Below are 23,716 nucleotides of genomic sequence, written 5' to 3'. Positions count from 1 at the left end.
TAGTTTTTGGCTCGCCAAATTTTTATCCCACTGCGCCTTCAAGACTAACTTTAAGCAATTGAGAAGCTTCAAGCGAAAATTCAAAAGGTAGTTCCTTAATAACATCTTTACTCCAACCTGTGATAATCATATGATTAGCCTCTTCTTCAGACAATCCTCTTGACATCAAATAAAACAATTGATCCTCTGATACTTTTGAGGTGGATGCTTCATGCTCTAATCTAGCAGAAGAATTCTTAACTTCAATATATGGAACAGTATGTGCTCCACATTTATCACCAATTAAGAGAGAATCACATTGAGTATGATTCATAGCTCCGTCTGCTGAGGGCATTATTTTTATTTGCCCTCTATAAGTATTTTGACCTTTTCCTGCTGATATACCTTTGGATACTACTGTAGATTTAGTATTTTTACCAATATGAATCATCTTTGTTCCTGTATCTGCTTGCTGGTGATTATTTGCTAAAGCAACTGAATAAAATTCTCCCGTTGAATTATCACCTTGTAATATTACAGACGGATATTTCCAGGTTATGGCAGATCCAGTCTCTACTTGAGTCCAAGATATTTTTGAATTTTTACTAGCTTTACCCCTTTTTGTTACAAAATTATATACTCCTCCTTCTCCTTCTTTAGTTCCGGGAAACCAATTTTGAACAGTTGAATATTTAATTTCTGAATTTTCTAGAGCCACTAATTCAACAACTGCAGCATGTAGTTGTGAAGTTTTTCTAAAAGGAGCAGTACAACCTTCAAGATATGAGACATAAGCATTTTCATCAGCAATTATCAATGTTCTTTCAAACTGACCAGATCCCTCAGTATTAATTCTAAAGTAAGTCATTAATTCTACGGGACACCTTACTCCAGGGGGAATATATGCAAATGATCCATCTGAAAATACAGCTGAGTTTAGTGATGAAAAGAAATTATCAGAATATGGTACAACAGATCCTATATACTTTTTCACCAAATCAGGATGGTTCTTTACTGCATCATTGAAAGAACAAAAAATTATTCCCATATCTTTCAGTTGATCATCTAAAGTATTAGCAACTGAAACCGAATCAAAAACTGCGTCAACTGCTACACCGGCAAGTTTTTCTCTTTCATTAATAGGGATACCTAATTTATCAAAAGTTTCTAGCATTTCAGGATCTACATCATCTAATGATTTGGGCGTTTCAGTCATAGATTTTGGAGCTGCATAATAGTATATATCTTGATAATCTATTGGAGGATAATTTACTTTAGCCCAAGTTGGCTCTTTTTGTTGTTTATGTATTTTTTCCCAATGTTTGTATGCTCTCATTCTCCAATCAAGCATCCATTGTGGCTCTCCTTTTTTTGTTGATATAAGCTCAACTATCGATTCATTAATACCTTTGGGTGCGAGTTCTGTATCAACATCAGTTGTAAATCCCCATTTGTATTCCATTCCTGAGAGATCTGTTTCTCTTGATATACTGTCTGGTGTAGGCATAAATAGTTACTCCTGAAATATTTTTTTATCTACCTATTACTATTATAATCTTATAATAACTAATATAAAATGATTTCTTAGACTAAATATTATCTTTCAAAATTTATTATGGAATACGAAGCAGTTATTGGCTTAGAGACTCACGTTCAACTAAATACAAATTCTAAGATGTTTAGCATGTCAAGTGCTAAGTATCAAAATTCTGAACCGAATACTTTAGTAGACCCTACTTCTATGGGATTACCTGGTGCTTTGCCGGTTGTCAATAAAAAAGCAATTGAAAGTGCAGTAAAAATTGGACTAGCACTAGATTGCCATATCTCAAAATTTACCAAATTTGATAGAAAACAATATTTTTATCCAGATTTAATGAAAGGTTATCAAATTTCTCAGTTTGATCAACCAATATGTACAGAAGGTAGTCTATTACTTTCAAATCATAAGAAAATTAGAATTAATAGAGTTCACATGGAAGAAGATGTTGCAAAATTGACCCATATTAACTCAAAAAATGAAAATTATAGTTTATTAGATATCAATAGATCTGGAACTCCATTGATGGAAATTGTTACTGAACCTGACTTAAGTTCTTCCAAAGAAGTAATCGAATACATTGAGAAACTTCAGCAGATAATTAGATATATAGAGGTAGGTTCTGCAAATATGGAAGAGGGATCATTTAGGTGTGATGCAAATATAAGTATTAGAGAAAAAGGCTCTGAAATTCTTGGAACAAAAGTAGAAATCAAGAATATGAACAGAATTTCAGCAGTTGCCGAAGCAATTAATTATGAAATAAATAGACAAATAGAATGTATAAAAAATAAAGAATCCATTATCCAAGAAACAAGAGGTTGGATTGAAGAAAAATCTATCACAATATCTCAAAGAACAAAAGAAGAATCTAATGATTATAGATATTTCCCAGAGCCCGATATCCCCCCGCTACGATTAACGGATAACTGGATTAATAACATAAGAGAAAAATTACCTGTTCTTCCTGAAAAAAGGAAAGAAAAGTACATTAAAGTATTTGAGTTAAGTGATTATGATGCAAAATTACTTAGCGATGAAATAAATTTTTCTAATTTTTTTGAAGAAACAATTAGTAACATTTCTAAGAAATTTTATAATAATGAAACAATAAAATATATTGCAAATATTATGAATGGAGAATTTAATAGGTTATTAAATCTAGATACAGATATAACATTTAAAAATATAAAATTCGAACCCAAAGATTTATCAAAATTGATTGATATTTATAATAAAAATACTATAAATAATAAAATCCTTAAGTCAGTATTTGAAGAAATGTGGAATACTGGAAAAAAAGCTGAAGATATTATTTCTAACCAAAATTTAGGAATAATATCTAACTCAAATGAGCTAGAAGATAAAATTAATAATATAATTGAAAATAATCCGAAAGCTGTAGAAGACTTTTTAGCAGGTAAAGAACAGTCTAAAAAGTTTATTCTAGGACAAGTAATGAAAGAAACAAAGGGACAAGCTGATCCTAAAATTTCAATGGAATTGATATCAAAAAATTTAGAACAAAAAAAACAATAAGGATGTAATTTGGACCTAATATTTTCAATACTAATGATGGTTTTTGCAGTTATTATTGTAATTGTGATTTTACTTCAAACGAGAGGGAGTTCAGCAGGTTTGTTCGGTCAATCCGACGGCTCATTCAGATCAAGGAGAGGAATTGAGCAAATATTATTTCGGCTTACAATCCTTCTTATAATAGTATTTGTAGGAATTGCAGTTTTGAATGTTAGATTTTAGATTTTTCTATAAGATGAGCCTTCTCTAGAATCTAAAATTTCAACATCCATTTCTAATAGATAATCTCTTATTTTGTCTGCTTCTTGATAATTTTTTTCGTCTCTGTATTTGTTTCTTTTTTCTAATAATTTATTTATTTCTTCATCTTCAATATGATTTGTTTTGGTATCAAATCCTAAAATATCTAACATTTTTTTTAGCAAAATTACTCCCTCATAAATACCTTGTTTTTTTGAATTACAAACGTTAATTTCATGAACCAAATTAAAAATTGTTGCTATTGCAGAAGGTGTTCCCAAATCATCATCCATTGAGGATTCAAATTCATTCAAAAAATTTTTAGAATTAAAACCTTTTGATCCATCTAATAATAATGCTCTTTCTATTCTTTGATATGATTTTTGGGCAATTAATAATGAATCATCATCTAGAGTACTGGGTTGCCTGTAATGACTTTGTAAAATCCAAAGTCTTATAGAATTACCAGAATATTGGCCTAGAGCATCCCTAACATCAAATGAGTTTCCAAGAGATTTACTCATTTTTTCATCACCTGATCTCTTTAGTAATCCATTATGAACCCATATTTTTGAAAAAGGTTTTAGCCCTGATGCAGACTCACTCTGAACAATTTCATTTTCATGATGAGGAAAAACCAAATCTAAACCTCCCCCATGAATATCTATAGTATCTCCTAAGTGTTTTTTTGCCATTGCTGAACATTCAATATGCCAACCTGGCCTACCGATTCCCCAAGGACTTTTCCAATGAGGCTCACTAGCTGGAGCCTTTTTCCAGAGAGCAAAATCTTCTACATTTTTTTTATCAGGATCATTTTCAATTCTTGTTCCGTCAATCTCTTCTTCAATATTACGTCCGGATAATTTACCATAGTCGGATGCAAAAGAAACATCAAAATAAACACTACCATTAGAACTATATGCTGCTTTTTTATCTATTAAGGAAGATATAAGTTCAATTATTTCATTCATATCTTCTGTTGCTCGTGGATGAACATCAGCTCTTCTGACTCCTAATGCATCCATATCTTCAAAAAAAGTTTCAATATATCTATCAGCAACTTCTTGGGCAGTTATACTTAATTCTTTAGATTTATTAATTATTTTGTCATCAACATCTGTAAAATTTTGAACCCTAGTTACCTTATATCCTTTATATTCTAGGTATCTGTGTAGAACATCAAATGTAACAGTAGATAAGGCATGGCCTAGATGAGGTCTGTCATATACAGTAACTCCACAAACATACATTTTTACATTTTTTTTTATTAGTTTTTCTTTTTTTCTAGTAAGTGAATTATACAAAAACATAAATTATTTATAATTTTTCTTGATAGTTGCTATTGTTTGACTTGCAATTGCTTTTTCAGATCCAATTATACCCATATTATCTGTACTAGTACTTTTAATATTTATATTATTTACACTAATATTAAGAATATTAGAAAGGCTTATTTTCATTTTCTCTGTGTAATTTGATATTCTAGGCTTCTGAGCAATAACTGTTACATCCAAATATATAAGCTCAAAACCTTTCTTATAAACAAAATCTGAAATCTCAGCTAGCATTTGAGTAGAGTCTATGTTCTTAAGTTCTTTTTTAGTTGAAGGATAGAACTTTCCTATATCTCCTAGATTGCATGCACCTAGTAAAGAATCAATTATGGAATGAATTAATACATCTCCATCAGAATGACCTTCTAGCTTGAAAGGAAAATCTATGTCTATACCTCCAAGTCTCAATTTTTCAAAAGGGATAAGTTTATGCAAATCATATCCAATACCATAAAAAGTAGAGTTCATTACATCATTTTGAGTTGTAATTTTTATATTATTTATATCCCCAGGTAATACTTTTACCTTGTATTTTGTATCATCTAAAAAAGAAGAATCATCTGTAACCAAATTCAAGTCTTGATTGAATTTAATGCTTTCTATAAGAACTTTATCCTTGAAAAATTGAGGAGTTTGAACATTTATTAATTTGTCTCTAATAAGAGTTTTTTCAACAAAATTATCATCGGTAATTTTTTTTATAGTATCTGTTGGTGTTAGTCCAAATATTACCGAATCATAATCATTTATATATCTCAGTCCTTCATTAAAAATTTCTTTTTTAGCAAAAGGCCTAGCTCCATCATGAATAACTAAAAAGTCAAATTTAAGTTTATTTTCATTAATAAAATTAATAGCACATACTAGAGAATCTGCTCTAGAATTTCCACCTGAAATAGAGTACACCTGCTTTTTTGATTTTATTTGATCTAATAAACTTTTAATATCGGATTTATTTTGTTTATTACCAACAATCAAAATTGACATAATTTCATCTACACCATTAATATTTTCAATAGTTCTTTGAAGTACAGGTTTACCATCTATTTCAAAAAAAAGTTTGTTACTCTTAAATCTCTTAGACTGACCAGCAGCAAGAATTATCGCTAATATTTTTTTTGAAGGTTTCATATATTTTTATAATTTCTTAGATATTATTATCTGATCTTCCTTAAGTCTGAGAGAAATTGTGTCTCCATTCTTTACTTCTTTTGCTATTATCATTTTAGAAATTTTATTTTCTATTTGTTTTTGAAGTAGTCTTTTCAAAGGCCTTGCACCATAAAATTTATCAAATCCTTTTTCGGCGACCCAATCTTTAACTTTTCTACCAGCTGTTATTCTTATACCTAATTTTGATAATTTAATTGATAATTCAGAAAATACTTTATCAACGATCTTATATAAATCAGCTTTAGATAGGGAGTCAAAAATAATAATTTCATCAATTCTATTCAAGAATTCTGGTCTGAAGTATGATTTTAGGGCTTCATTTACTGCATCAGATATTTCTTCTTCAGATTTTTCAGATTTTTTATTAAAGCCCAAAGCTTCTTTACCTACAACATTTGTACCTATATTTGATGTCATTATAATCACTGTATTTGTAAAATCTACTGTTCTTCCTTGACCATCTGTGAGTCTTCCATCATCAAGTACTTGAAGGAGCACATTAAATATATCTTGATGTGCTTTTTCTACCTCATCGAAAAGTATAACACTGTAAGGATTTCTTCTGACAGATTCAGTTAACTGTCCAGCATCATCATATCCTACATATCCTGGAGGAGCCCCTATCAATCTTGCCATTGAATAACTCTCTTTGTATTCTGACATATCAACTCGAATCATACTATTTTCATCATCAAATAAAAACTCTGCTAGTGATTTGGCTAATTCTGTTTTTCCTACGCCTGTCGGTCCTAAAAAAATGAAAGAACCAATAGGTTTAGTGGGATCTTGTAATCCTGCCCTGCTCCTTCTTATTGCATTTGATATACTTTCAACTGCATTAGTTTGCCCTATAACTCTTTCATGAAGCCTTTCTTCTAGTTTTAATAATTTATTAGCCTCTTTTTCAACTAAGTTATCGACAGGAATACCAGTTTTATCAGCTACGATCTTTGCAACATGTTCCGCTTTGACAATCTCTATAAGACGATTATTAAATTTCCACTTTTCAAATTCTTTTTTCCTCTTTTCTAGTAGTAAAATTCGTTTCTTTCTTATCTCATCTGCTGACGAATCATCATTTTTTGAAAACAGGAAATCCTCTTCTTCTTGGAAAGATTCAATTTGTTTATCATAATCAATAATTTGTGATGGTATATCTGGATTATCAATATTTGCTCTGGATAATGCTTCATCCATAAGATCAATTGCCTTATCAGGCAAAAATCTATTCTTAACGTATCTATCAGAAAGTATAACAGCTGATTTTATGGCTTCATCAGAAATTTTTAGTCCATGATGATTTTCATATTTAGATCTTAGACCTTCAAGCATACTAATTGAATCAGAAATATTAGGCTCATTTATAGAAACTGGAGAAAATCTTCTCTCAAGCGCCTGATCTGATTCAATATACTTTCTATATTCATCAGGTGTTGTCGCACCAATTGTTTGGAGTTTACCTCTTGCTAGTGCAGGTTTCATCATATTAGATGCATCAAGAGCACCACCACCAGAACCAGCTCCAACAACAGTATGAATCTCATCAATAAAGAGAATGATTTCACCTTTGGCCTCTTCCATCTCTTTTAAGATAGATTGAAGTCTTTCTTCAAACTCCCCTCTTACGCCAGTTCCAGCTAATAATTGACCCAATTGTAATGAAAGTAGCCTTTTTCCTTTCATAGAATTTGGCACATTACCTCCTACAATATTTAGTGCTAAACCTTCTGCTATAGCGGTTTTACCTACACCTGCATCACCAATTACAACTGGATTATTCTTAGTTCTTCTTGAAAGAATCTGCTGCACTCTTTTTATTTCTTTTTCTCTCCCTATTATTGGATCTATAAGATTTTCACGTGCTAAAGCAGTAAGATCTATAGAATATTTATCTAGATTTTCATATTTAGGCTTATCTTCTTCTGAACTATTTTTTACATCGTCAAAATTAACAGATTCTTTTTGATCATTATAATGTGTACTATCAGGTCTTTGTGAATTTACAACATTAATTGCTGCAGCTAAATTACCAACAGTCAAGCGAGATCCTAGAATAAGATTTTGTGTTTCAAATGGAAGTTCATATGGATAATTCTTGACTACCTGAACTATACCCATTAGCACTAAATCTACGGATATTTCTTGCATGTGGTTAAACTCTGCTTGCTTAATTGAAAATTCATAAATAGGATTCATTATATTTGGAATAAAATCTAATTGATCATAGTTACCCATAGATTTTATTTTTTGACCAATTCTAGATTTATAAGAAACTAAAAACTTCTTTTTTCTATCCTCAGGTGCATTTATTGCAGTCATTAAGATCTCCACAGCTCTTTTATTATCAAGTAGAGCAAGCATTAGGTGATCTAATGTGTAGTAATGACTATTATAAACTTGATCCACATAATGCCTACCTATGTCGTAAACTTCTCTTAGATTTTCATCCATTGAATCTTTAGACCATATTTCTGAAGTTATCATAAAAATCTCCTATTTCTTTCTGGTAGTTCTTTCATTGACCCTCTACTCTTATATCGAATAAGCTCTGATTCTAAATAGCTAATTTTTTCTTCTAGATCACTTATTTCTTTCATCAAATCAGTAATTATTTCAATTCCAGCACGATTAATACCAAATTTTTCAATCCAATCCTTAACTTTCTCAATTTTTTCAATATCGATTATTGAATAATATCTAGTTCCACCCGGAGATCTGTAAGGAATAACTAAATTCCAACGTTCATAATTTCTTAAGGTTTGCTGATGCAACCCTACAATTTTTGCAACTATTCCTATCCCATATACTGGATCTTCTCTTGAAAAACTAATTTTTTTAACCTTTCTTATATAGTTTTTATTATAACATAAAATTAATATAATATGATACCTTATATATATATTATCTTATAACTTATTTATAAGATATATTATTATTTTATATTATTAGTCAATATTGTTATAAAGGTAATATGAAGGATATAATTTACTTATAATTAGAATTCATATGAATAAGTTGTCATTACCGAAAATTTTTGATCAATATCAAAATGAAATATTTACTTACACAAAGTCTTTCTATAAAGACCTGCAAGATGATTTGTACTTCAGTCATAAGTACTTTTTAGGTTGGATAGATGAGAATGGAAAGAAATCACAAAGCTTCGGTAAGGCATTTAGGCCTTCATTAATGATGTTAGTAAACGAATCATTAGGTGGGGAAAAAAATAACGTTTTACCATTGGCTATGTCAATTGAATTATTCCATAATTTTTCTCTAATTCATGATGATATTGAAGACAGAGATGAAATTAGGAGAAATAGAAAAACAGTTTGGAAAATTTGGGGAGAATCTAAAGGTATTATTTCAGGAAATTCTATGCACGCACTAGCTAGTAAATCAATAAATTTATTACCTAATAAACTTGATCACAAAAAAATATTCCTCAGAAAGTTAATATCCAGAACTTGTCTATCAGTAATAGAAGGTCAATTTCTTGATATTTCATATGAAAATGAGTTTGAAATCAATGTAGAAAATTATCTTGATATGATACAAAAAAAAACTGGTGCACTTATAGAAACATCAGCTATTTTAGGATCTAGCTTAGAAAAAACTAGCAAAAAAAATATCTCAAATTTTTCTCTTCTAGGCAAACTATTTGGTCAAATTTTTCAAATTAAGGATGATTACCTAGGTATCTGGGGAGATAAAGAATTAGGTAAACCTGTTGGTAGTGATATTTTGAAGAAAAAAAAATCTTTACCAATATTGCATCTAATTCAATCCGCTGAAAAAGATGACAAGAGAATTATTGAAAATATATTCTTATCAGAAAATATTAACGAACATTCTAAAGATTTAATTCTAAAATTAATGGAAAAATATAAGGTTGAATTTTATTGTAAAGATATTCTAAAATCCAAGTTTAATGAATGCAATCGTACTATACGTAATCTAGAAATAGATCAAAATTATAAAAATATATTAGATCAAATAAATACTTTTCTTATGTATAGAAAGGCATAAATGAACCTAATAATTCTAAATAAAAAACTTAAATTTATAAATAATGATAAACAAAGTATAGTTTACAAAATAAAGAAAAATGACGATCTTTTTGAGCTAAAAAATATTATAGATAATAAAAAACCTAAGAATATAATTTCAATAGATTTTGCCGTTCAGACAAATGAAGAAATAACTAATAATGAAATAATAGTTGCAAAAGAAACTTTAGTTATTAATTCTAAACCCGTAGACTGGTCAATTCCTCGTGCAGATAGATGGATAGAGACATCCCATGATCTAAATAAATCAATTTGTGATGTCTTGGAATTAGAAAATATCAAGCACAGAATAGGATCAGGATTGGAATTAGAATTCAATAAAGATATTTCAAAAAGAAGAAATGCCAAAAAATGGATAAATGAGAATATAAAAGCTAATTTTATAGATAATAATTCTAATAAAATATCAAAATTAGTTAATCCTGAAAATCACAATTTTTCTATCATAAGAATTATAAATAACGGATTCCCATTGGAAAATTCTCATAAATTAGAAGGTATTGAAAAAGTTAAGGAGTTTTTCAAGCTTTTTTTATTCTATAGATTGCATATCAGAAAATTTTTAGGAGAGCTTCAACAAAAAAAAATTTTATCTAAAATATCAAAACTATAGTCAAATGAATAATTTACTTTTCCCAATAAAAAAAGAAAGAGTTTCGTATAGTGAATCATTAAAAATTTGCCATAAAATTGCTAAAGATAACTATGAAAACTTTCCTGTTCTAATGTTTTTTATAGGTAAAGAAAAAATGAATGATTTTTTGAGTTTGTATGCATTTTCCAGAGGTGTTGATTTTATCGGTGATGATTCAAATGGAAACAAAGAACTAGAGCTAAACATTTGGGAAAAAGAATTAAAAAAAGCATTTGAAAATAAAGCAACTTTGCCAACCTTCATAGCATTACAAAAAACAATTAAAAAACATAATTTAGAGATCAATCCTTTTCTGAGATTAATTAAAGCCAATAAAATTGATCAAGAAAAAAAAGAATATAAAAACATTAAGGAATTATTAGAGTATTGTGAATTTTCTGCAAATCCAGTAGGTGAAATTGTTTTAGCTATTTTAGGCTATAAAGATAAAAAACTAGTCAAGCTTTCAAACTACATTTGTAGTGGACTACAAATAACAAATTTTTTACAAGATATTATTAAGGATAAAAAAATTGGAAGAGTATATATGCCAATTGAAATAATGACCAAAAATAATATTTCTAAGGATATATTTGAAAATAAATTTGAATTTGATGAAATATCAAAAAGAAAGTTTAACAGATTTTTAGATGAGATGATAAATATAAATAAAAATCTTTATAATTCTGGAAAGTGTTTACCTAGATTATTAAGAAAAAAAGATGCAATATTAATACAAATTTTCCTAGATTCTGGTGAAAAAGTTCTCAAAAAAATAAAAACCTATTCATATAAATCTTTACATAATAAACCAAAAACAAATAGATTAGATAAAATTTATATAATTATAAATTCAATTATCAAGACATTTTTACTAAAATGAAGAACCAAAAAGAAAAGATTTCAATAATCGGTTGCGGAATTTCAACTATTTACTGTGCTATTAAGCTAATTGAAAAAGGCTACGAGGTGCAGATTTTTGAACAAAAAAAAAATCTAGGTGGTAGAGCTGGCTATATATCAAATAAATATGGTGAAATTGATATTGGACAACATATTTTTTTAGAAACATACCAAAATTTCTATAAAATTATTAAGAAATTTAAATTAGAAAATCATTTTGAAAATAAGAGAAATTTAGAAATTCCAGTCATTGATAATAATAAAAAATTTTATATTAAATCAAAAATTAGTATATATCCCCTATCTTTAATATCAAGTGTTTTAAGTTATAAAAGTTTAAGCTTCAAAAATAGACTTTCTGTCTTATATGGACTAATAAAACTGAAATCACTCAATACCAAAAATGAAAAAAAAATTCCATTTTCATTTTGGTTAAAACAAAATAAACAGAATGAAGAAACTATAAAAAAATTTTGGGAAATAATTTGTAAACCAGCATTCAATATTAGTTTAGAAAAATTTGATAATCATGATGCTTATAACTTATTCAAGTATATGATTTTTGATCCAAAAAAAAATATTTCTATTAGATATTCAAAAAAACCAATTTTAAAAATTATTGAAAAGCCTTTTAAGGAATTTATTTCAAAAAATAATTCGAAAATAATTTTTGAAAAAGTAGAAAAAATCAATAAAAAAAATGAAAATATAATAATTGAAACTAAAAAGAATAAATTTAAATCAAAGAAAGTAATAATAGGAACAAATCTTGAAAGCACAATTAATCTTATGGAGATTCGAAAAGAAAATATAAAAATTATTAACTCTTCCATAATTAATATTGTTTATTGGTTCAATAAAAAAGTTATGGATGAGGATTATGTTGCTTTTTCAAACTCAGATTTAGAGTGGGTATTTTCACAAGATAGTAACGAATTTAATACTTTTTCACAAAAAATAATCATATCTCTAAGTGATACAGATGATCTTTTGAAAGTTAAAAACTCTGATCTTACAAGAAATTTTGAAAAAAAAATAAGAGAACAACTATGTATAAATAATGATGTTAGAACTATCTCAAGTTTAGTAATAAGATCTCCAAAAGCTACTCAAAGAACAAATGACGCTAAAAAACTATTAAGAATAAAAAACATTCATTTTGTTGGAGATTGGATCATTGATAAATTACCTAATACTATGGAATCAGCTTGCTTATCTTCGGACATATTGGTGCGGAACGAATTTTAGGTAACTATAATTCCTATTATCTTATCATTTGAAATATTTCCATTTTTCAAAGAATCACAATTTAAACCCACATAATAAGAGTTATCAGATATACAAAAAAATGAGTTTTTTGATACTAAATTATTAAGACTAAAATTATAAATGTCATCAGAAATTTTTTTATTATCAACATAAATATTTCTATTGATTATCTGAACTCTTTCACCAGGAAATGCCACTAGTCGTTTGAGGTGATATAAATTGTGTATATCACAAAAAAAAACAATAGGTTGATATCTATTTAATTTTGAAACCCTAAAATTCTTATCAACAATATAGGTTTGATTTTCTACAAACTTAGGAGCCATACTAGACCCTTTAATTTTTATTTTTATGTATCTATTTCTAAAAATTATTTTATTTATAGATTTTTTAAGCATAGACAACATGAAATTAAAAAAAATTAGCATATTATATTTTATAAATATAGAAATAATAATAACAAGGAGAAAAAATGTTAGCTAATCTACTAGATAAAATTTTACCTATAACCGAAGTTACCTGTCATTGTGATATTCCATGTGGAATATATGATCCTAAGGATGCCATTCAAGCTGCACAGACAGTAGTAAGAATGACAGAATTACTTGAAGAATTAGATTTTTCAAGCGGACCTTCCGCTTCACTAGGCAACTCAATGGCCAGATATGTAGCTGCAAAAGAAGAACATGCAAAAAAAGCTAAAGATGATATTTTAGTTATATGGACAGACTATTTTAAACCTGAGCATTTAGAAAAATATCCTGATCTTCATGAAAAAGTTTGGAATGCATGTAAGCTAGGATCTTATGTAAAAGTCAATGTTGATCTTGATAAAGCAAAAGAGTTTAAGGCTGCTTTAGAAGAGATTGGGGATATTTTTTGGGAAACTAAAAAATAAATTACTCAGATTTCTATAGATGGTAACAGAAATCCATCTATAGAAGTCTTAAAGTCATAAATAAAGATAATAAAATCAAAATTACTCCCAATAATATTCTAAGCTGTTCCTGGTTAGCAATTTGTACAAACTTAGATCCGAAATACATCCCTATAATAGTTGGACAAACCACACAAAATACTAATATATAATCAAATTTCCCAGAAAAAGAATGTCCTAAATAGGCAGAAACTCCAACTAAAACTGATAAAAAAAGGTTTATTCCACCTGCTGTCTTAATATTCATTCTTAGGAAATATACTAATGCTGGAACTCTCAAGACTCCTAAAGCCAAACCCACAATACCTCCAAAATAAGATACTAATACTCCAACTAATAATTCCTTAAATCTACTCTTTTTATCGTTCGTGATTGCCTTAGCTTCAGCTTTATAAAAAATCATTACTGTACCAGAAATTATCAGACAAATTATTATTATTAATAGTAGAAAAAACTCAGACAAGTTTACAGCAAAGTATCCTCCCAAAAAAGCGGCTATCATAGAAGGGATAGCAATATTAATACTAGATTTTATTGGAACTCTTTTTTGCTTTATTGCAGGGAATAAACCTGCGGTTGAGCCAAAAATAACAGCCAAAAGATTAGTTGATGCGGCAATTATTGGTTCAACTCCAAGAAAAATAATAATAGGTAATCTTACAGCTCCTAAAGCAATTCCCAAAAGCCCACCGAAGAATCCAATTAAGGAACATAAAATAAAAAGAGTTATATAAATATAGATAGATAGTTCCATTAAAGAATCAACTCACTAATTGTGGAACTACGGCTAACAATACACCTGCTACGGTGGCTGTACCAATTACTCCAGCTATATTTGGTCCCATTGCATGCATAAGTAAATAATTATCAGGGTCTTCTCTAGAAGCTTCATTTTGAACAACTCTAGCAGCCATAGGTACTGCAGACACACCTGCTGCTCCTATCATCGGATTGATAGGCTTATTGAGAAATAAATTCATTAATTTTGCTAATAAAATTCCTGAAATAGTAGCAATTATAAAAGATGCTAGTCCTAGAATAAAAATTGAAATAGTTTCAACTCTTAAGAAAACTTTTGCGGGCATAGTTGCTCCAACAGAGAGACCTAATAATATAATTACAACATTCATCAATTCATTTTGAGCAGTTTTAGCTAGTCTATCTACAACTCCTGACTCTCTAAGTAAATTACCAAACATCATTATAGAAATCAAAGGAGATGCATCAGGTACTAAAATACTTACAATAATAATTGTAGTAATTGGAAAAATTATCTTAGTTTTCTTAGTAATATTTTTAGAAGAATATTCCATGCGAATTAGTCTTTCTTTTTTTGTAGTAAAAAGCCTAATTATTGGTGGTTGAATTATTGGAACTAAGGCCATATAGGAATAGGCTGCTACTGCAGTAGCTCCAACAATATCTTTAATATCATAATTTACAATACTTTCGCCTATTTCTCTCATTCTAGTTGATATAAATATGGTAGTAGGACCATCAGCTCCACCAATTATTCCGATTGATGCTGCTTCTAAAAGTCCAAAATCAAAAATGGGAGTCAAACTAATTAATAGCGCCCCCACTAAGGCAATAAAAACTCCAAACTGTGCAGCTGCACCTAACAACAGAGTTTTGGGATTAGATAAAACTGGTTCAAAATCAGTCAAAGCACCCATACCAAGAAAAATAAGTAGAGGGAGTACATCTGTTGACATTCCTATATTTTGAAAAATCCTAATAAATCCTTCGGGCTCTCCATTTCCTCCTGTTCTCAAAAGTTCACCCATAGGTAGGTTTGCTAACAATATTCCAGTTGATATTGGAATTAGTAAAAGAGGTTCCTTCTTTTTATAAATTCCAAAATAATAAAGTAATCCAGAAATTAACCACATTATAACCATTCCAGGATTTGATATTAGATCTTCTATTCCTTCGAGTAATGGTTCAATATATTCAATCATAAAATTTCTTTCGTTAGATTATTATTCAATTTCAATCATGATTTGATCATATTGAACACTGTCATCAATTGATATAAATATATTGCTTACTTTACCTGACATAGTAGAGCTAATCGTATTCTCCATTTTCATTGATTCAACAATCATAAGTGGAGTACCTAATGATACTTCATCACCTATTTCTACTAAAATCTCTAATACTTTTCCTGGCATCATTGCCTTAATTTGACCAGAATTTCTTTTATCATTTGATTGATTGGGAGAAATATTTTCTTTTTCAGTATCTAGTTGTATTTGAGAGTTATTTTCTTGATCTGAGTAATTATTTTTTATTGGTACATCTGAAGATATTGAAGTATCCATTACCTCAACAATAGTACCATTTACATTGACTTTAAATATCCCTTCATACTCACTCAATATTTCAACTAAAAAGCTCTGATTATTTATCTTTAGATTATATTTTCTAGACAAAATTTTATATCCTTCTATTTTTTCTTGATAACATTCTTGATCTGTTAATTGTTACCCATGAAGATTCCACCAAATATGGTTCAACCAATTTAGATTCTGAAAGGTTATCTTTCTTATATAAACTAACTGCTACCGCAGCCGCAACATCATTTAAGTTAGTTTTCTCTTTTTTATATAAACCTACAGCCATGGCCGCAGCAATATTTATCAATCCTTTTGTTTTATTTTGCTTCACAGAATTTTGAGAAATTTCCAATTCATCTAAATTATTTTTATTTTCAAAGAATGTAATAATCTTAATTGAAATCAGTAACAAGATCAGAACTAAAAAAACAACTAAAGTACCTATACCCGACAAGTAAAAGCCATCTATCAAAACATTATCCACAAATCATTCCTTATTAATATTTATTAGTTGTTCATTGGATATGGCTATTATACTACCATTTTCAGAAATTTGAACTGAAACAAAAGAGTCTTTTATTTTGTGAATAGATAAAAAATAATCAGAAAATTTTATCGAATTAAATTCTGAATCCATAGATTTCATAACTTCACTAGATTGATAAATATCAGTCTTTTTGAATTTTATTTTACTAAAAGTTTTACTTTGTACAATTCTCGATATTTCAAAATCAGGAATCCTTCCAAGTTTAGTATATCCTCCAGTTGTTTGAGAATCATTTAGTAAAATAATAGGTTCTCCGTTTGGAGGTAATTGTACAGTTCCTAGGGATACTCCTGAAGAAATCTCATTTCCAATTCTATGAACCAATTTTTCCTTACAATTGAGCTTGATTCCCTGTCTTGATAATTGATCAGAAATAGTAAATTCATTTGAAAGTAATTTATTAACTATTTTTTTATTTTTTTCTTCTATTTTTTTATCAAAAATTATACTTATATCATTTACTGGTTTAAGATATTTTTGATAAAAGGACGGACTTATCATTTTTTGGAATTCAGAATTTGGTTTTTTCATAAGATAATTTTGGCCAGAAGATATCTTGAGTTTGTCAGTAATATTAGAAGGTTGGTGATATGAATATGAACCTATAATTTCTTCAATATCAAAGCCTCCAGCAATAGAAAAATAAAAAACGTTACCATTTTCATTTGAAGGAATCATTAAAACATCATTTTTATTTACCTTAATTGAAGAATTAATAGGTACACACTTATTATTAATTAGATAATAACCAATTGGACCTGAAACTGAAATTGAAACAGAATTCAAAAATTCACATAAAAATCCACCACCAATAATCTCAATTGCTCCTTCATTAATCTTATTTCCACACAAAATATTAGATATCATAAAAGAATATTTGTCTAAGCTACCTGATTGAGAAACTCCCAAAGACTTTTTACCAAATCTACCTAAATCTTGAAAACTTGAAAATAATCCAGAGTTAATAATATTAATCATTGTCTATTGTAAACTTGATATAGCTTCCTGTTGAAATTAAGTTTGGAGGATCATTAGATCTATCAAATAATTTCAATTTAGTTTTACCTATAATATTCCAACCTCCAGGTGACTTAAAAGGGTAAACACCTGTTTGGTCACCTGCAATTCCAACTGAACCACTAGGTACAGATAATCTTGGTTTATTTAGCCTGGGGAATGATATTTTTTTATCCAATCCTCCCAAATATGGAAAACCAGGCATAAACCCTAACATATAAACTCTATAATTTATAGAACTATGAATTTTTATTATTTCATCCTCTGAAATCTTAAGAGATTGGGACATTCTTTTAAGATCAGGTCCATTATCACCTCCATATTTTACTGGAATATTTATAATCTTTGGAGTAATAATTTCATCATTAGATATATCTATTTCTGATAATAATATTTCTATTTCTTTTTTTATATCTTCATAAAATATTTTTTGGGGGTCATAATCAATTACTATAGAATTATAAGTAGGATATATATCAATAACATAAGAACAATTAAGTATTTTACTATTAAGAAAATCAGTACATTTATGTACTTCAATATTCAATTTTTCATCAATAATTTCACCAAAACTAAGTATTAATGTTGAGTCCCCGTGAAAATTAATGCTAATTTTTTTCATGCCAAAATGTTAGACATTGATTTGATGCCTATATTATTCTTTTTAAGAGATTCACTTATTTCTTTGGCAATTTGCACAGACCCTTTAGTGTCACCATGAAGACATATTGAGTCAAATTTTATTGATATTTCATCGCCTTGAAATGAGTCTACATTACCTGTTTTGATAAGTTTCAAAGTTCTTTCAATAATTCTAGTAGTATTTTCAATAACAGAGCCATGAATTGATCTTGGAGTCAAGGATCCATCAGACATAAATTCTCTGTCGGCATATGTTTCTCTGACATACTTAACATTAGCTTCATTTGCTAAATTCTCCCATAATGATCCTGCTAAAACAACGTGTATTAATTCTGTACTTACTGATTTAATTGATTCAATTATTGCTTTTGCAATATCTTTATCTTTGACTGCTTTATTGTATAAAGCTCCATGAGGTTTAACATGCTGTAATTTTTCTATATCTACAAAACCCAACATTGAACCAACCTGATACTTAATAATATTCTTGATTTCGTCAGGATTAAGATTCATATCTCTTCTACCAAATCCAGATAAATCTGGATAGGAAGGATGAGCCCCAATTGATACACCTTCTTTTAGAGACAAATTTATAGTATGATTCATCCAATTTGGATCACCTGCATGAAAGCCTGTAGCTATATTAGCAGAAGAAATATATTTAATTATTTCTTCGTCAAAACCAAGTTTATAACTGCCAAACGATTCTCCAATATCGGCATTTATGTCTATAAATTTTTTCATATAATTTAGATAACTATTTTTTGGCCTGTACTAAAGGAATCATAAATTGCATCTGTGAACTTCATATACTTAACTCCGTCAGTAAAAGATGTATGAGTAATAATTTCTTTACCTCTAATAGCATTTATGAATTCCTCTTCTACTCTCCATTCACCAATTTCATTTTTCGGGATAGAAATTACTTCTAATGATTTTTGACCTTTTTCTGCACCCATAAGTACTAATTTTGGAGCTCCAGCATCTGCTGTAGTTTCTGTTTTCAAAACCAAAGTACCTTTTGTTCCATGAATCCACATTTCAGATTCAGGAGCCATTCCCGAAACCATAGTAAATTGTAGATTAGCTGTTCCACCTGCAATCATTTCACAAATAACATCTAAGTGATCTGGAATATCAGTAAACACATAATTTCCTGATTCGTCTAATCTTGGATTATTAATGGTTTGAGCATTAGCTGAAACAGATTTTGCTGGTCCAAGCCATCTCATAATTGCTTCGTACCAAATTCCCATTTGCATAATATTATTACCAGATAAATCTCTATTATTTCTCCAATGATAATCTTCATTATCTTTTGGAAAATCATTTCCTGCAGTTACTATACCTCTTAAATTTACTAGATCTCCAATATAACCAGAGGAAATTAATCTCTTTATTGTCTTATCTACAGGCAATGTATGAGGAGCTGGTACAATCTGTGAGACAAGATTAGGATACATTTGAGATACATCTAACATTTCTTGAGCTTCTTGTGCATTCATACACATTCTAGCTTCACATAGGACATGTTTACCTGATTCAAGTGCTTCTATTGAAAGTCTTTTGTGGAGGTATGGCCAAGTACCGATAACTATAGCATCTAATGAATTATCATCAACAACATTTATCCAATTGTCAAAATAATTCTTTATTTCAAACTGAGAAGCGACTTCACTTGAAGACTTAATGGATCTATTTGCTACAGAAACAATCTCTACTCCTGGAATCTTTTGTAAAAGAGGGATATGTTTTAATGTTGTATTACCACCTGCTCCAATAACCCCAACTCTAATATTTTCACTCATTTTATCCCCTTTAATTTTTCAAGATTTTTCTGTAAGTTTTAATTACTTACTGGTAATATAATATTCATGCAGTGAATAAGATATCATTAGGATTATATTATTTATGGAACCAAAAAGTGTAAATAGATTAAGTGATGGGTTAGAAATAATTTGGGAAAATGAAGTCTCATGTAAATACCCATATAAATACTTAAGACTTCAATGCGCATGTGCAAATTGTGTTGAAGAGTTAACTGGAAGAAAGCTCATAAGCGTATCTGAAATTCCTGATGACATAATTATTGTTGAATATCTTACAGTTGGTAAATATGCTCTACAATTTTTATGGTCCGATGGACACGAAACAGGAATTTATCCTTATAATAGCCTGCTCAGTTACGCGCTTAATGATGAGGTGGTTTTATGCGCAGATAAAAATAAATTGCTATCAGACTTAAAGATTTAGAATATTCTGTACAGTCTTAACGACATCATTACTGTCTGGCATAAACTCATCCTCTAAACCCTTACTGTAGGGAACTGGAGTATGAGGTGCTGTAACTCTCTTTATAGGTGCATCTAAGTAATCAAAAGCTTTATCTGAAACAATTGCAGCTATTTCACTTGCCATACTTGCCCTAGGATTATCTTCATCTACAATCACAATCCTATTAGTTTTTTTGACTGAATCAATTATTATATCCTCATCTAATGGAGATAAAGACATCAAATCTATAACTTCAGCATCAATTCCTATTTTTTCTAGTTTTTCTGATGCTTCTTTACAAACTACTGATGTATAACTCATACCAACCAGTGTAATATCATCTCCGGATCTAAGATATCGACCATTTCCTAGCTCAATCTGATAATCTTGATCTGGAACAAATCCGGTCATATTAATTAGCTTTTTATCATTCACAACAAAAACAGGATCATCATCTCTAATAGCAGCTGAAAGTAATCCTTTTACAGAATAAGGGTCTGAAGGAGTTACAACCTTCAATCCAGGTATATGAGCTAAAATAGAGTAGAATGCACTTGAATGTTGTGCAGCGTGACCAGTTCCACTTCCCGATCTTGCAAATAGGGTTAGAGGCACTTTTGTTTGACCTCCAAACATATATCTACTTTTTGCTGCATTAGATAATAGTTGATCGAATGCAACAGTTGTAAAATCAAAATACATTAGATCAACAACAGGCCTCAATCCAGTTAGAGCTGCACCTATTGCTGCACCAACAAATCCAGCTTCTGAAATAGGTGCATCCATAATTCTTTCAACACCAAAATCTTGAACCAGACCTTTAGTAGCCGCAAATGGTCCGCCCCATGCATCAAGTGGTTTCTTAGTATCTTTATCAAATCCACCAGATATATCTTCACCTATGATAAAAACATTCTCATCGAATTCTAGTTCTTTTCTTAATGTTTCATTAAAAGCATCTCTATATCTTAATTCTTTTCCTGCAACTTGGAATCCTGGCCCTATATTATTAGCGTTCACTTGCATTTCTTAATCTCCTAAAATTATCTTAGACCTCTGAGATCATTTGAATAGTTTACATATACATCTTCATATAATACTTCTTTAGGTGGAAGTGGGCTTGAAAGTGCAAAGTCAACAGCATTATCTATTTCTTGTTGAATTTGTTTTTTTATCTTATCGAGTTTTGCTTTTGTAAATATTTTTTGTGTAATAACTCTTTTCTCAAAATTCTTAATACAATCTTTCTTATGCCACTCTTTTTCTTCCAAAGAAGTTCTATATTTTTCCGGTTGATCAGCATGAAAATGACCATGATATCGATATGTTTTTAATTCAAGCAAAGTTGGACCATTACCTGACCTAGCTCTAATTACCGCTTCCTCCGCAGCTTCATAAACTTCAAATACATCCATTCCATCTACTACAACACCTGGAATATTATAGGAGCTAGCTCTATCGGCAATATCTTCAACTGAGACTGCATACCAAGACGGAGTAGCTTCAGCATATTGATTATTTTCACAAGCAAAAATTACTGGCAGCTTCCAAATTGAAGCAAGGTTCATTGATTCATGTAGCACTCCTTGAGAAGATGCACCGTCTCCAAAGAAAGCCACACCAATAGAATCTTTTTCCTTTCCCTGATATTTTGCTGTAAGAGCTGCCCCAACAGCTAAAGGTATTGAAGCACCTACAATAGCATTTGCTCCTAGCATCCCTTTAGAAAAGTCCGCTATATGCATTGAGCCACCTTTACCTTTACAATTTCCCGTATGTTTCCCCATTATTTCTGCCATCATTTTATCTGTTTCTAATCCTTTTGCTATGCAATGTCCATGCCCTCTGTGGGTAGAACCAATCCAATCTCTATTAGATAAATGAGCACATATTCCTGTAGGAACAGCTTCTTGTCCATCTGATGGATGAGTTACCCCCATTGAATTACCTTTATAAGTTTGTTCAAGCATAGATTCTTCAAAAAATCTTATACGACACATTGTTTCATATATCCAAATCAATTTATCTTCTTTAATCAAAATTTACTCCAAGACATTTTTTTATAGAATATTCTAATTTTTTATAGTTTAATCTAATTAACTATTTTTTGCTAAATTTTCTAAAAAAGAATAGTTCTTTTAAAGAAAAATTTTATACAATGATTTAAGATTGTATATACATTAATAAATTTTCTTAAAAATCAGGAGGAACTTAGAGATGGATCCGTATGCACCAACAGCAGCTGAGTGGAATTTAATTGGTAACAATATTACATTCTTAACTTTAGCTCTTTTGTCTGCTTTTATTACAGGGCCTAGTTTCTTAATTGCTCATGCTATTATTCCATCAGCAGTAGCAACTAAAACGATTCCAGAAAAATTTAATAAGCTGAGACCTATTTTTTATATAGTAGGTTTCTTGGGACTTGCTTCAATAATTACTTTTTTTACTTTAGCTTATTTCAATTTTTATGAAGTATTACAAAGGATTTATCCCAGTTTTTGGCAATAGAAATATAATTAAAATCAGGAGATAAAAATCTTAAAGAAGATTATAGAAAGAATTAGGGAACTTGATAGGACTACTCCTATTTGGGTTAAGGTTCTAGTGCCTCTTGTAGGAATAGGAGGTCTTACAACCTTAGCAATTGTTTCAATTCTTTTGGCTGGACTATTCAATGCTTGGCTTGGTCAGCCGTTACCTGTATTAGGATTTGAACAAACATTCGATCAACCTATAAATTTTCCTCATACTAAGCATGCAGCTCCAATAGAAGACGGTGGGTTAGGAATGGATTGTACTTACTGTCACAGAACTGTTGCAAAGGCTGCTTCTGCGCATATACCAGCTGTCGAGCTTTGTGCGAGCTGTCATAGAGCTGTAGGTAGTCCTGATAGTGAAGACTTACAAAAATTAAGAATGTATTCAGGTATTTATGAAGATGAACAAACCAGTCAGGTTGTGGTAGATTCAGAAATGGCCTCTCCAATTAATTGGAGAAGAGTTCATAGAATGCCTGATCATGTTAGGTTTGTTCATTCAGCTCATATCAACTACTTAACTAATAATCCGTCTGCAATAGGAAATGTTCCAGATTATTTAGACATTTCAGGAGAAGAAAAAGTTCCAGCTTCTCAAGTATGTTCTACATGTCATGGAGATGTTGCGAATATGGAAAAAGTTTATCAGGTCGAACCCTTAAAAATGGGACAGTGTGTTAATTGTCATAGAAAAAATGGTGGTCCAACTGATTGTGCAGCATGCCATCATTGATAT

Annotated in this window: 26 protein-coding genes; 10 read left to right on the top strand and 16 right to left on the bottom strand. The window is 29.7% G+C overall.

Going from position 1 to position 23,716, the window contains the following annotated elements; translation table 11 throughout:
• Positions 1 to 22 precede the first annotated feature (22 nt).
• Positions 23 to 1,486: a Fe-S cluster assembly protein SufB gene (gene sufB / locus MK083_03675; protein MCH2673552.1), complete on the bottom strand. Its 1,464-nt coding sequence runs from the start codon at positions 1,484 to 1,486 to the stop codon at positions 23 to 25.
• Between the two features lie 108 nt (positions 1,487 to 1,594).
• Between sufB and gatB the strand changes: the two genes are divergently transcribed.
• Together gatB and secG are read left to right on the top strand one after the other, a co-directional pair.
• Positions 1,595 to 3,058 carry an Asp-tRNA(Asn)/Glu-tRNA(Gln) amidotransferase subunit GatB gene (gatB, locus tag MK083_03670; protein ID MCH2673551.1) on the top strand — a complete coding sequence of 488 codons (1,464 nt, stop codon included), beginning with the start codon at positions 1,595 to 1,597 and terminating at the stop codon, positions 3,056 to 3,058.
• 9 nt (positions 3,059 to 3,067) lie between these two features.
• Positions 3,068 to 3,280: a preprotein translocase subunit SecG gene (gene secG, locus MK083_03665; protein MCH2673550.1), complete on the top strand. Its 213-nt coding sequence runs from the start codon at positions 3,068 to 3,070 to the stop codon at positions 3,278 to 3,280.
• Here secG and cysS read toward each other — a convergent pair.
• From cysS to MK083_03645, 4 genes are read right to left on the bottom strand one after another with little or no spacing between them, the layout of a single operon-like run.
• A complete protein-coding gene (gene cysS, locus MK083_03660; protein MCH2673549.1) occupies positions 3,277 to 4,611 on the bottom strand; it encodes a cysteine--tRNA ligase in 1,335 nt (444 codons plus the stop codon). The genes secG and cysS overlap by 4 nt on opposite strands.
• A gap of 3 nt (positions 4,612 to 4,614) precedes the next feature.
• Positions 4,615 to 5,766 carry a 2-C-methyl-D-erythritol 2,4-cyclodiphosphate synthase gene (gene ispF, locus MK083_03655; GenBank protein MCH2673548.1) on the bottom strand — a complete coding sequence of 384 codons (1,152 nt, stop codon included), beginning with the start codon at positions 5,764 to 5,766 and terminating at the stop codon, positions 4,615 to 4,617.
• Between the two features lie 6 nt (positions 5,767 to 5,772).
• Positions 5,773 to 8,292: an AAA family ATPase gene (locus MK083_03650; protein MCH2673547.1), complete on the bottom strand. Its 2,520-nt coding sequence runs from the start codon at positions 8,290 to 8,292 to the stop codon at positions 5,773 to 5,775.
• Positions 8,289 to 8,579, bottom strand: a complete 291-nt coding sequence (locus tag MK083_03645) for a MerR family transcriptional regulator (GenBank protein ID MCH2673546.1) — start codon at positions 8,577 to 8,579, stop codon at positions 8,289 to 8,291. The genes MK083_03650 and MK083_03645 overlap by 4 nt, the downstream gene beginning before the upstream one ends.
• Before the next feature lie 235 nt (positions 8,580 to 8,814).
• On the opposite strand from MK083_03645, the gene MK083_03640 reads away from it, so the two are divergent.
• From MK083_03640 to MK083_03625, 4 genes are read left to right on the top strand one after another with little or no spacing between them, the layout of a single operon-like run.
• A complete protein-coding gene (locus MK083_03640) occupies positions 8,815 to 9,837 on the top strand; it encodes a polyprenyl synthetase family protein (protein ID MCH2673545.1) in 1,023 nt (340 codons plus the stop codon).
• Complete coding sequence (locus MK083_03635; protein ID MCH2673544.1) at positions 9,838 to 10,491, top strand: hypothetical protein; 654 nt, start codon at positions 9,838 to 9,840, stop codon at positions 10,489 to 10,491.
• Between the two features lie 4 nt (positions 10,492 to 10,495).
• Complete coding sequence (locus MK083_03630; protein ID MCH2673543.1) at positions 10,496 to 11,395, top strand: squalene/phytoene synthase family protein; 900 nt, start codon at positions 10,496 to 10,498, stop codon at positions 11,393 to 11,395.
• On the top strand, positions 11,392 to 12,663 hold the full coding sequence (locus tag MK083_03625) for an FAD-dependent oxidoreductase (GenBank protein ID MCH2673542.1): 1,272 nt from the start codon (positions 11,392 to 11,394) through the stop codon (positions 12,661 to 12,663). Before MK083_03630 ends, MK083_03625 begins: the two co-directional genes overlap by 4 nt.
• On the opposite strand, the gene MK083_03620 is transcribed toward MK083_03625, so the two are convergent.
• Positions 12,660 to 13,010: a S26 family signal peptidase gene (locus MK083_03620; GenBank protein ID MCH2673541.1), complete on the bottom strand. Its 351-nt coding sequence runs from the start codon at positions 13,008 to 13,010 to the stop codon at positions 12,660 to 12,662. The genes MK083_03625 and MK083_03620 overlap by 4 nt on opposite strands.
• Before the next feature lie 146 nt (positions 13,011 to 13,156).
• Between MK083_03620 and sodN the strand changes: the two genes are divergently transcribed.
• A complete protein-coding gene (gene sodN / locus MK083_03615) occupies positions 13,157 to 13,582 on the top strand; it encodes a superoxide dismutase, Ni (GenBank protein MCH2673540.1) in 426 nt (141 codons plus the stop codon).
• Between the two features lie 37 nt (positions 13,583 to 13,619).
• On the opposite strand, the gene MK083_03610 is transcribed toward sodN, so the two are convergent.
• From MK083_03610 to MK083_03575, 8 genes are read right to left on the bottom strand one after another with little or no spacing between them, the layout of a single operon-like run.
• Complete coding sequence (locus MK083_03610; GenBank protein ID MCH2673539.1) at positions 13,620 to 14,375, bottom strand: sulfite exporter TauE/SafE family protein; 756 nt, start codon at positions 14,373 to 14,375, stop codon at positions 13,620 to 13,622.
• Between the two features lie 7 nt (positions 14,376 to 14,382).
• Positions 14,383 to 15,582, bottom strand: a complete 1,200-nt coding sequence (locus MK083_03605) for a sodium ion-translocating decarboxylase subunit beta (protein MCH2673538.1) — start codon at positions 15,580 to 15,582, stop codon at positions 14,383 to 14,385.
• 21 nt (positions 15,583 to 15,603) lie between these two features.
• Positions 15,604 to 16,056 (bottom strand): hypothetical protein, encoded by a 453-nt coding sequence (locus MK083_03600; GenBank protein MCH2673537.1) that lies wholly within the window; start codon positions 16,054 to 16,056, stop codon positions 15,604 to 15,606.
• 4 nt (positions 16,057 to 16,060) lie between these two features.
• On the bottom strand, positions 16,061 to 16,444 hold the full coding sequence (locus MK083_03595) for a hypothetical protein (protein ID MCH2673536.1): 384 nt from the start codon (positions 16,442 to 16,444) through the stop codon (positions 16,061 to 16,063).
• A 3-nt stretch (positions 16,445 to 16,447) separates the two neighbouring features.
• Positions 16,448 to 17,485 carry a hypothetical protein gene (locus MK083_03590; protein MCH2673535.1) on the bottom strand — a complete coding sequence of 346 codons (1,038 nt, stop codon included), beginning with the start codon at positions 17,483 to 17,485 and terminating at the stop codon, positions 16,448 to 16,450.
• Entirely contained in the window at positions 17,478 to 18,146 is a 669-nt protein-coding gene (gene pxpB / locus MK083_03585) for a 5-oxoprolinase subunit PxpB (GenBank protein MCH2673534.1), read from the bottom strand. Before pxpB ends, MK083_03590 begins: the two co-directional genes overlap by 8 nt.
• The gene (locus tag MK083_03580; GenBank protein ID MCH2673533.1) at positions 18,143 to 18,910 is read right to left on the bottom strand and encodes a LamB/YcsF family protein; all 768 of its coding nucleotides are present in this window, start codon (positions 18,908 to 18,910) and stop codon (positions 18,143 to 18,145) included. Before MK083_03580 ends, pxpB begins: the two co-directional genes overlap by 4 nt.
• A gap of 5 nt (positions 18,911 to 18,915) precedes the next feature.
• Entirely contained in the window at positions 18,916 to 19,974 is a 1,059-nt protein-coding gene (locus MK083_03575) for a Gfo/Idh/MocA family oxidoreductase (GenBank protein MCH2673532.1), read from the bottom strand.
• Between the two features lie 103 nt (positions 19,975 to 20,077).
• Here MK083_03575 and MK083_03570 point away from each other — a divergent pair, with 103 nt between their 5' ends.
• Positions 20,078 to 20,419, top strand: coding sequence for a DUF971 domain-containing protein (locus tag MK083_03570; protein MCH2673531.1), 342 nt, complete (start codon positions 20,078 to 20,080; stop codon positions 20,417 to 20,419).
• On the opposite strand, the gene MK083_03565 is transcribed toward MK083_03570, so the two are convergent.
• Together MK083_03565 and MK083_03560 are read right to left on the bottom strand one after the other, a co-directional pair.
• Positions 20,408 to 21,466, bottom strand: coding sequence for an alpha-ketoacid dehydrogenase subunit beta (locus MK083_03565; protein ID MCH2673530.1), 1,059 nt, complete (start codon positions 21,464 to 21,466; stop codon positions 20,408 to 20,410). The two genes, MK083_03570 and MK083_03565, sit on opposite strands and share 12 nt — an antisense overlap.
• Positions 21,467 to 21,483: 17 nt before the next feature.
• Positions 21,484 to 22,440 (bottom strand): thiamine pyrophosphate-dependent dehydrogenase E1 component subunit alpha, encoded by a 957-nt coding sequence (locus MK083_03560; protein ID MCH2673529.1) that lies wholly within the window; start codon positions 22,438 to 22,440, stop codon positions 21,484 to 21,486.
• 217 nt (positions 22,441 to 22,657) lie between these two features.
• Between MK083_03560 and MK083_03555 the strand changes: the two genes are divergently transcribed.
• Together MK083_03555 and MK083_03550 are read left to right on the top strand one after the other, a co-directional pair.
• Positions 22,658 to 22,951: a hypothetical protein gene (locus tag MK083_03555; GenBank protein MCH2673528.1), complete on the top strand. Its 294-nt coding sequence runs from the start codon at positions 22,658 to 22,660 to the stop codon at positions 22,949 to 22,951.
• A 96-nt stretch (positions 22,952 to 23,047) separates the two neighbouring features.
• The gene (locus tag MK083_03550) at positions 23,048 to 23,713 is read left to right on the top strand and encodes a cytochrome c family protein (protein MCH2673527.1); all 666 of its coding nucleotides are present in this window, start codon (positions 23,048 to 23,050) and stop codon (positions 23,711 to 23,713) included.
• Positions 23,714 to 23,716: the final 3 nt, after the last annotated feature.

The organism is Dehalococcoidia bacterium (genome assembly GCA_022451965.1).
Lineage (GTDB): Bacteria > Chloroflexota > Dehalococcoidia > Lucifugimonadales > Lucifugimonadaceae > TMED-70.
The sequence above is the reverse complement of the archived record's forward strand: the minus strand, read 5'-3'. Positions and strand labels throughout refer to the sequence as shown.